We start from the raw sequence: 9,570 nt of genomic DNA, 5'->3' as shown, positions 1-9,570 counted from the left end.
TTCGATTGGTGTTTTTTATCAACATTGGTGTATTAATTTTCTAATGTATTATACTACATAATTATAGCTTTTACGATGATTGTCTAAAAATTAATCCGACGATTGTCTAATTATTTTTCCGATGATTGGCGGAAATTTAATCCGATGATTGTCAAAATATTCTTTATCTGTAATTATCACTTACACTGAATATCTTGTTGCTTTACCTGTTCCAGTCTTTCTAATATACCCATCTTGAATCAATTGATTTAAAATCGCAACTACCTTGGTTTTACCAAAACCAGTTGCCTTCATAATCGAAGAACTAGACATGGATTGTTTTTTTAGAAGTTCATAGATTTTCCGGGGATCTTCACTTAAATTATTGTTTTCATTAAAAATAGGCAAAACAATTTGAATACGATTACTTGTTAAATTAAAAGTAGGTTTAGCTTCATTTGTTTTATAAAACTCCTTAATTCGTCGAATACCAGTTCCAAATCTTTCAATCATTTGTAAACGCATAAATACGTTACAAATAATGTAGTTTCTAGGAATGGATATACCACCATCTAAATATTCTTCTTCACTAATTCCTTTTGGTAAACCACCTGGAGAAGTGATTTCGATATGATCATCAAACATAGATATAGTAATGTGTGCATTAATATCCCATGTTCTATGAACTAAAGCATTGGCAATGGCTTCACGAAAACATGCTTCTGGAATTAATTCTTTTTTTTCTCTAAATGCTCCCTTAATTTCTTCGTAGCAATAATATTTATTGAATATTTCAATTGTCTTATCGTATTGAGAAAGAATCGATTCATTTGAAAAAGTAACACGATCTAAAATAATATTAATATTATTCCTGAAACGAACTATATCAATGCCTGGAAAAGTATTTGTATCCGCTAATAATTCAGCTGCATTGTTGTATCCATTTTTATCGTCATATAGTTCAAGTGTTTTTAAAGTATCTAAATTTATAGACGATAAATTTAATTTGTTTTCTAGTTTCTTTGATAAAACACAAAAAGATAAATCTTGTTTTTTAGCTTTACATTCTTCAAAAGAAATATTTTGTCCTTCTAAGATTAAACGAGTTAATTCTAAGCGATTCACTTCAATAGTAGAAGAATCATTTCGAATATAAGCCTTTGACTTATAAAAATATGGCTTATACATTCCTTCCATTACATTTAAAGTTATAACGGAAGTTTTATCATTAATTTCAAGTGTATAGTAAGGAACAGGATTTATATTATCGTTAATTTTATTTTCGATATCTAAACAAGCTTGTATAGGATTTTCAATTCCACATATTTCACCATTATCGCAAACACCAAATAAGATTTGACCATTCCCATAATTCGCAAAAGCAGATACTGTTTTAAGAAAAGAATTAGTGATTTTTTGTTTATATTCTATATTTTTTAATTTTCTCATATTTTCAATCTCCATTTTTATTATAATGAAAACGAACGAAAAAGCGAACGCATTTATTTACGTTCGCTTGACGGGTATTGAATTAAATTTTGATAAAAATGTAAGATTTCCTTATACTTTGCATCTTTAACAAGAAGCATATATAATTAAAATGTGTTTTAACCTTAGTAAAGGTCAATATTATAGGAGTGTAATTGAGATTACAAATATTTCATTATTTTTCGTAGAGTAGGTCACTCTACGACACGCAAAAAAAGGCTATTGCCATTTAATTATTGTATAACATTCAAAAATAAAGTCAAATGTGATTTTTTGAATATAGAAGCAATTTTCAAATCGTGGCATTTTTAACTTAAATTATGAAATTATTTGTAGTCCTTCAATTTTTCTCCGTCAAATATGTGGTCAAACTAAGGAGGAAAATATGTCTAGAGTAGGCGAAAATATATATAAAAGAAAAGACGGAAGATGGGAAGGTCGTTATCGTATACAAGGAACTAAAAAATATGGTTCTGTTTATGCTCATACGTATAGTGAAGTTAGAGATAAATTGATTATCGAAAAGGCAAATCAATTAAAATATGAACCTGGTACGTATTCTATAAAAGCGTATTGTTTAGAGTGGTTAGAATGGAAAAGGGTTCGTATTAAATGTTCTAGTTACAATAAATATAAGAACTTAGTTGATAGCTATATTATTCCTTATTTTAATTCCCTGTCTTTTTTAGAATTGGATCATTTTAAGATTGAATCTTTTACGAATCATTTATTAAAAAGAAATCTTTCTAGTAAAACTATTAATGATACTTTATCTGTTTTACGTCAAATTATTCAATATGGAAATATTAATAATAGTGCTGGAATTCAGATTTCAATTAATATTAAAGGAATAAGTTCGTCAGAACAAAAAGAACTACAAGTATTAACGAGTTCTCAACAAGCTATTTTATATTCTTATTGTAAAGAAAATATGAATGATAAAAATTTAGGTATTCTCATTTGTTTATTTACTGGTATTCGTATTGGAGAATTATGTGCATTAAAATGGGATGACATTTCTATTGTTGATCATACCCTTCGTATTGATAAAACTATGCAACGTATTCAAACCCATGGAACACCTAAAACCATAATTTCTATTACGAAACCAAAGAGTCAATGTTCAATTCGTACGATTCCTTTATGCGATGAGATTTATGTACTTCTTAAGAAAAATAAGAAAGTAGGATATGTTTTAACAGGAAATGAAAAATATGTTGAACCAAGAAGCATGCAAACATATTTTAAAAAAGTAACTAAAGCATGTAACATCGACCAAGTTAATTTTCACTGTTTAAGACATAGTTTTGCGACTCGATGCATTGAATCTGGATTCGATGTAAAGAGTCTAAGTGAAATACTAGGACATGCCAGTGTAAACATTACAATGAACCGTTATGTTCATCCGTCCATGGATTTAAAGCGACAAAACATGCAACGTTTAAATCAATTTTAAACCGTCAGCAAATTCAAAAAGACTGTAAATATTTGAATCAAATCAAGTATTTACAGTCTTTTTTCGTAGAGTGACCTACTCTACGAAAAAAAAGGATTTTGTTTACGAATGAGAAGATGCATGTATCGTAGAAAAATAGTTAACGATAGCGATGCTTTAGAATCTTCATTATCTATGCATGAAGGTATTCTACTGAATGCATAATATCAAAATTAGGTTGAAAAAGAAAGGAAATAAAATGGATAACATTGTAGACGTACATTGTCATTTGATTCCTAATGTTGACGATGGTGCTAAATCATACGAGATGGCTCTTGAAATTATTCAAAGGGAATATCGTGCAGGTGTTAAAGAAATTATTATAACTCCGCATTTTAGAAAAGGTATGTTTGAACCTAATCAAGAAATACTTATAGAAAAATATGAAAAATTGAAACTATTGGTAAAGGATAAAATTCCAAATGTAAAACTTCATCTTGGTTGTGAGTTTCATGTAAGTATGGATATGGTCGAACAATTAAACAGCAATCCAATTTTTTGTATGGCACAGACTGAATTTGTTTTGATTGAATTTAATGAATTCGATGACGCTGGTTATATAAAAGATCGATTACAAGCAGTTAAAATGGCAGGTTATAAACTAATTGTTGCACATGTTGAACGTTACGAAAAATTAATGAAAAGGTTTGAGGTCATTGAAGAACTGGTTGAAATGGGAATTTGGATTCAATTAAATGCTGATAGTATTCTTGGAAAAAATGGTTGGAAAGTAAAAAGACAGTGCATGAAGCTTATGAAAGATGATTTGATTCATCTTGTAGGAAGTGATGCACATAATTTATCAGATAGAGCTCCTAATCTTGGAAACTGTGCAGACTATGTTCGAAAGAAACTAGGAGATGATTATGCAAAAAAAGTATTTATAGATAATCCTATGAAAATTATAAATACACGGGAGAAGTTAGATGGAAAATAAACAATTTAAAGACGATGAATTTGAAATAGATTTACTTGAACTTTTAGGTGTTGTTTGGAAGAAAGTTCCAATTATCGTTTTAATGACGATATTATTCGGAGCACTTGTAATGCTTTATGATGTAGCTTTTGTAACTCCAATGTATGAATCAGTAACAAAGATAACTGTATTAGAAAAGCAAAACGATAAATTAACAAGCAGTGATTTACAAGCAAGTACTTTGCTTACTAAAGATTACATAGAATTGGTTAAAACTAGAGATGTAACTGAAAGTGTTATTAACCAACTTGGCTTAATGTCAGGTGATGAAGTGATGACTCATGAGCAACTTTTAAACAAAATGACAGTTGAATCTGTATCGGATACAAGAATGATTGTTATTCGTATTGAAGACGAAGATCCGTATATGGCATGTGAGATTGCTAATGCTGTCAGAGAACAAGCAACAATACATATTCAAAATGTTTTGGCTACACAAGCTGTAAATGTAGCCGAAGTTGGAAATATTCCAGTTGAACCAATTAGTCCTAATGTGAAAAAAGATGGAGTACTTGGTGGTTTAGTTGGTGCAGTGTTAACTGTGATGGTGGTTGTAATTAAGTTCTTAATGAATGATTCAATTAATACGAGTGAAGATGTTGAGCGTTATCTTGGAATTAATACTATTGGATTAATTCCAATTAATGAAAAAATTAAGAAAAAACAGCCAAAGGCGCTAAAACAAAAGAAAGTAAGAAGACATAGATAGGAGGGTTCGGATTGAAACAAGTTTTTTTAGAATTGCATAAAAATGGATACTTTACGTCTGAAGCTTATAAAGTGCTTCGTACAAATCTTCAATTTTTCGGACAAGAAAAAAAAGTAATTGCATTAACAAGTTGTCTAGTTGGTGAAGGAAAGAGTACCGTTTCTTTACAATTAGCAATTTCATTAGCAGAGTCAGGAAAAAGAACAATTTATATTGATGCAGACCTTAGAAAATCTATGTTGTTAGGAAAAATAAATACAAATAGACAAGAAGTTAAGGGTTTGAGTCATTTATTGACATCACAATCAACTCTTCAAGAAACAGTATGTTGTACTAATGTGCCTTATTTGGATCTTGTCGTTGCGGGGACGTATCCACCTAATCCAGCAGAACTTTTGGGTGGAAATACATTTAAGAGTGTAATTGATGGATTAAGAAATGTCTATGATTACATTATCATTGATACTCCACCTATTGGTCAAGTAATTGATGCAGCGGTTATTTCTGAATGTTGTGATGGTGTCATTTTAGTAATTAAAGCTGGTAATACTAGTTATCATCTAGCTCAAAAAGTGAAGCAACAACTAGAAATGACAAATTGTCCAATTTTGGGTGCGGTTTTAAATCAGGTAGATATTGAAAAGAGTTCATATGGTAAATATGGAAAATATAACTACGGACATGAAGAGGATTAATACGGTAATTAATGGATATGAAAAATTTTATTTTAGTGGTTTTGACAACCTTAGTACTTGGAATTTTATGTTTTGTATTTGTTTCTAGAGATACAGAAGGACCAGAGATAATTTTTCCTTCAGAAGGAATTACTTATCAAGAAGGACAAAGTGAAGATCAGCTTTTGAACGGTGTTAAAGCAGTTGATGAAAAAGATGGTGATGTAAGTGATTCTTTGCGCATAGAGAAGATTGAAAATGTTGAAAATGAAGCGAAAATAATTGTTTCATATGTAGCTAAAGACAGCAATAACAATATCACAAAAGTAAAAAAAGTTATTGATAATGCTACTACTGCTGCTACTCCTCAAGAAGAGTTATCAAATGAGCAAAAAAGTGAAAATGAAATTGCATCACTACCTAGTGAATCGCCAAGAATTTATCTTACTGAATATGAAGTTACGTTGCCTCTAGGAAGTGAGTTTTATCCACTTAATTATGTAAGAGATATAGTGGATGACGTAGATTCAAGAGAATTGTTGTTTACAAGAATTGAATTAGAGGGAGAAGTAAATACTGCAGTTGCAGGTACATATCAACTTACTTTTTACGCAATAGATAGTAATCAAAATACATCAAATCATGCTGTGATGACAGTAGTTGTTGGATAAAGAAAATCTCACAAGAAGAATTATAGGGAAGAGAGTGAAAGGGATGTTTAAAAAGAGTCCAAACGGTTGGTTAAAACATTGGGATTTTATGTTGTTGGATTTGATTTGTCTCCAACTGGCGTTTGTTGTTTCATATATGCTTCGTCATGGATTCGCAAATCCATATGCAAATCCTTTGTATCTGAATATGGCATTGTTTTTAATACTTGCGGATATTATAGTTTTCTTTTTCTATGAGACATTTCATGAAGTTTTAAAAAGAGGATATTATAAAGAATTTGCAGTGACGGTAAAGCATTCAATTTTGGTTGTATTGTTAGCAGTGTTGTATCTATTCACGATGCAAGAGGGAGAACCTTATTCTAGAACTGCATTGTACTTAATGGAACCAATTTATGTGTTATTTTCTTATACATTTCGTATTCTTTGGAAGAAATGTCTAAAAAAGAAAATGAAAGACGGTGGAGAACGGTCTTTGTTGATTGTAACCACAAGTGATATGGCAGAACAGGTAGTCTTTAATATCAAAGACCATAATTACGAATTATTTCACATTGCTGGGCTTGCAATCACTGATAAGGATATGACAGGAGAAAAGATTGCGGGAATATCGGTTGTAGCTACAGAAAAGGATGCAGTGGAATACGTTTGCAAAGAATGGGTAGATGAAGTTTTTATTTTCCTTTCAAAAGATAACGAACTATCACAGTCATTGATGGATGACTTTGCAGAGACGGGTGTTACTGTTCATTTGAACCTTGCAAAAGTTTCTAGTGTAACAGGACGAAAGCAATTAGTAGAAAAAGTTGGAAATTATACTGTTCTTACAACCAGCATGAACTATATGACTCCGAAGCAAGCGTTTATGAAACGAACTTTGGATATTATAGGCGGTTTGGCTGGTTGTGTAATAACAGGTATTCTTTTTGTCTTTATTGCACCAGCAATATATATCCAGTCACCGGGACCAATCTTTTTTTCACAACCTAGAGTAGGGAAAAATGGAAAAATATTTAAGATGTATAAGTTCCGTAGCATGTACATGGATGCAGAGGAACGAAAAGCTGAACTTATGGATCAGAACCGAGTTAAAGACGGATTAATGTTTAAATTGGATTTCGATCCACGAGTGATTGGAAATAAGGTGTTACCAGATGGAACCAAAAAAACAGGAATTGGAGAATTTATCCGAAAGACAAGCATTGATGAATTTCCACAGTTTTGGAATGTATTAACAGGAAGCATGAGTCTTTGTGGAACTAGACCTGCTTTACAATCAGAAACTGCTCTGTACTCACCACACCATCGAGCAAGACTTGCTGTTAAGCCAGGAATAACAGGAATGTGGCAAGCAAACGGACGAAGCGAGATTACTGATTTTGAAGAAGTTGTGAAACTTGATACCCAGTATATAAATGAATGGAGTTTTGGACTAGATATAAAAATTATATTGAAAACAGCGAAAGCAGTGCTCACAGGGGACGGAGCAATGTAAGGAACAAGATTTATATTAATTATGCAAATGCATATTTAAAGATAAGAGGAAGAGGAATTATGAAAGTTTGTTTAGTAGGGTCATCAGGAGGACATTTGACTCATTTATATATGTTAAAACCATTTTGGAACAATAAAGAACGATTTTGGGTTACCTTTGATAAAGAAGATGCTCGCAGTTTACTTGAAGGGGAAAAGATGTATCCTTGTTACTTTCCAACAAATAGAAATGTTAAGAATCTTATTCGTAATACGTTTGTTGCATTGAAAGTTCTAAAAAAAGAAAAACCGGATGTGATCATTTCATCTGGTGCAGCTGTAGCAGTTCCATTTTTCTATTTAGGTAAACTATTCGGTGCAAAGTTGATTTACATTGAGGTATTTGACCGTATAGATAAACCCACATTGACTGGAAAGATGGTTTATCCAATAGTAGATAAATTCATTGTTCAGTGGGAAGAACAAAAAAAAGTTTATCCAAAAGCCATTAATTTAGGAAGTATATTTTAAGGTGGTAGAAATATGATTTTTGTTACTGTAGGAACACATGAACAGCCATTTAATCGGCTGATAGAGTGCATCGATAATTTGAAAAGAGACGACATTATTTCTGAAGAAGTAATTATGCAAATAGGATTTAGTACATATGAACCAAAATATTGCAAGTGGAGTAAAATGCTTCCGTATAAGGAAATGGTAAATAATGTTGCAAAAGCGAGGATTGTAATTACGCATGGTGGGTCTGGAGATATAATAGGGTCAACCAAGAAATACCACGATAACTAAAGGGTTTTGACGGCTCGACTCGTTCAACAAAAGTGTTTATTTGCTGATAGGAAGCGGAGAAGCTGAAATCCAAATGTTATATGTGGGAGGTTTTGGCGCAGCTCTGTTTTGACCCACAAAATGAGCAGCAAGTAAAAAATCAGGAGAACGAATCGAGCCTACGGTGGATTGCCATTGGAGTAATCCGCTGTGGGATTGTTTGCTGTTTTTACAAAATAAAAGACTAGTGAGGGAGAATAGAACTATGAAAAACTATAAAATCGCTGTGGCCGGCACGGGATATGTCGGGCTTTCTCTGGGAGTGCTGCTGAGTCAGCATCATCAGGTAGTAGCAGTCGATATTGTGCAGGCTAAGGTCGATATGATTAACAACAAGAAATCTCCGATTCAGGATGATTATATCGAAAAATATCTGGCTGAAAAAGAACTGAATCTGACCGCAACGCTGGATGCAAAGGCAGCATATAGCGATGCGGATTTTGTTGTGATTGCTGCTCCTACGAACTACGATAGCAAGACCCAGCACTTTGATACTTCTGCGGTTGAGGCTGTGATCAAGTTGGTCATGGAGTACAACCCGAATGCCATCATGGTCATCAAGTCCACGATCCCGGTGGGCTATACAGCTTTTGTTCGTGAGAAGTTCAACAGCAAGAATATCATCTTCAGCCCGGAGTTCCTGCGTGAATCCAAGGCTCTTTACGATAACCTGTATCCTTCCCGTATCATCGTTGGTACTGACCTGAACGATGAACGTCTGGTGGAAGCAGCACATGAGTTTGCTGGTCTGCTCCAGGAGGGGGCCATCAAGGAAAACATCGACACCTTGTTCATGGGATTCACTGAGGCCGAGGCAGTTAAGCTGTTCGCCAATACTTATCTGGCTCTGCGCGTGGCTTATTTCAATGAGCTGGACACCTATGCAGAGAGCAAGGGCCTGAATACCCAGCAGATTATTGACGGTGTCTGCCTTGATCCTCGGATCGGCAGTCACTACAACAATCCTTCGTTTGGCTACGGCGGGTACTGCCTGCCGAAAGACACCAAACAGCTTCTGGCAAATTATGCCGATGTCCCGGAAAAACTGATCGAAGCAATCGTGGAATCTAACCGTACTCGTAAGGACTTTATTGCAGACCGTGTTCTGAAACTGGCTGGTTACTATGGTTATGATGCAGAGAATGAGTTCGATGAGGATAAGGAAAAGTCAGTGACCATCGGTGTCTACCGTCTGACAATGAAGTGGTACTATGTCAAGATTTCGGACAACCCTAATATCTCGATTGAATAATTTCAAC

The 9,570-nt window shown here is 33.4% G+C and carries 10 protein-coding genes; 9 read left to right on the top strand and 1 reads right to left on the bottom strand.

Annotated elements, in window-relative coordinates; all coding sequences use genetic code 11:
- Positions 1–180: 180 nt before the first annotated feature.
- Entirely contained in the window at positions 181–1,428 is a 1,248-nt protein-coding gene (locus ACI313_RS04030; protein WP_439755331.1) for an RNA-binding domain-containing protein, read from the bottom strand.
- Between the two features lie 424 nt (positions 1,429–1,852).
- Between ACI313_RS04030 and ACI313_RS04025 the strand changes: the two genes are divergently transcribed.
- The 9 genes from ACI313_RS04025 (at position 1,853) to ACI313_RS03985 (ending at position 9,563) form a co-directional block, all read left to right on the top strand.
- Positions 1,853–2,923, top strand: coding sequence for a tyrosine-type recombinase/integrase (locus ACI313_RS04025; RefSeq protein WP_439755330.1), 1,071 nt, complete (start codon positions 1,853–1,855; stop codon positions 2,921–2,923).
- Positions 2,924–3,161: 238 nt separating this feature from the next.
- A complete protein-coding gene (locus ACI313_RS04020; RefSeq protein ID WP_439755329.1) occupies positions 3,162–3,899 on the top strand; it encodes a CpsB/CapC family capsule biosynthesis tyrosine phosphatase in 738 nt (245 codons plus the stop codon).
- Positions 3,889–4,647 carry a YveK family protein gene (locus tag ACI313_RS04015; RefSeq protein WP_439755328.1) on the top strand — a complete coding sequence of 253 codons (759 nt, stop codon included), beginning with the start codon at positions 3,889–3,891 and terminating at the stop codon, positions 4,645–4,647. Before ACI313_RS04020 ends, ACI313_RS04015 begins: the two co-directional genes overlap by 11 nt.
- 11 nt (positions 4,648–4,658) lie before the next feature.
- Complete coding sequence (locus ACI313_RS04010; RefSeq protein ID WP_439755327.1) at positions 4,659–5,342, top strand: polysaccharide biosynthesis tyrosine autokinase; 684 nt, start codon at positions 4,659–4,661, stop codon at positions 5,340–5,342.
- 17 nt (positions 5,343–5,359) lie between these two features.
- Complete coding sequence (locus ACI313_RS04005; RefSeq protein ID WP_439755326.1) at positions 5,360–5,992, top strand: immunoglobulin-like domain-containing protein; 633 nt, start codon at positions 5,360–5,362, stop codon at positions 5,990–5,992.
- Positions 5,993–6,035: 43 nt separating this feature from the next.
- A complete protein-coding gene (locus ACI313_RS04000) occupies positions 6,036–7,487 on the top strand; it encodes a sugar transferase (RefSeq protein ID WP_439755325.1) in 1,452 nt (483 codons plus the stop codon).
- 59 nt (positions 7,488–7,546) lie between these two features.
- Positions 7,547–7,996, top strand: a complete 450-nt coding sequence (pssD, locus tag ACI313_RS03995) for a PssD/Cps14F family polysaccharide biosynthesis glycosyltransferase (RefSeq protein ID WP_439755324.1) — start codon at positions 7,547–7,549, stop codon at positions 7,994–7,996.
- Between the two features lie 12 nt (positions 7,997–8,008).
- Entirely contained in the window at positions 8,009–8,272 is a 264-nt protein-coding gene (locus tag ACI313_RS03990) for a glycosyltransferase (RefSeq protein ID WP_439755323.1), read from the top strand.
- Positions 8,273–8,516: 244 nt separating this feature from the next.
- A complete protein-coding gene (locus ACI313_RS03985) occupies positions 8,517–9,563 on the top strand; it encodes a nucleotide sugar dehydrogenase (RefSeq protein WP_439755322.1) in 1,047 nt (348 codons plus the stop codon).
- The last annotated feature ends 7 nt before the right edge of the window (positions 9,564–9,570 follow it).

The organism is Floccifex sp. (assembly GCF_051873495.1).
In the GTDB taxonomy this organism is placed as follows: Bacteria; Bacillota_I; Bacilli_A; order Erysipelotrichales; family Erysipelotrichaceae; genus Floccifex.
Note: the sequence above shows the minus strand (reverse complement) of the source record. Positions and strands in the feature narration are given on the sequence as shown.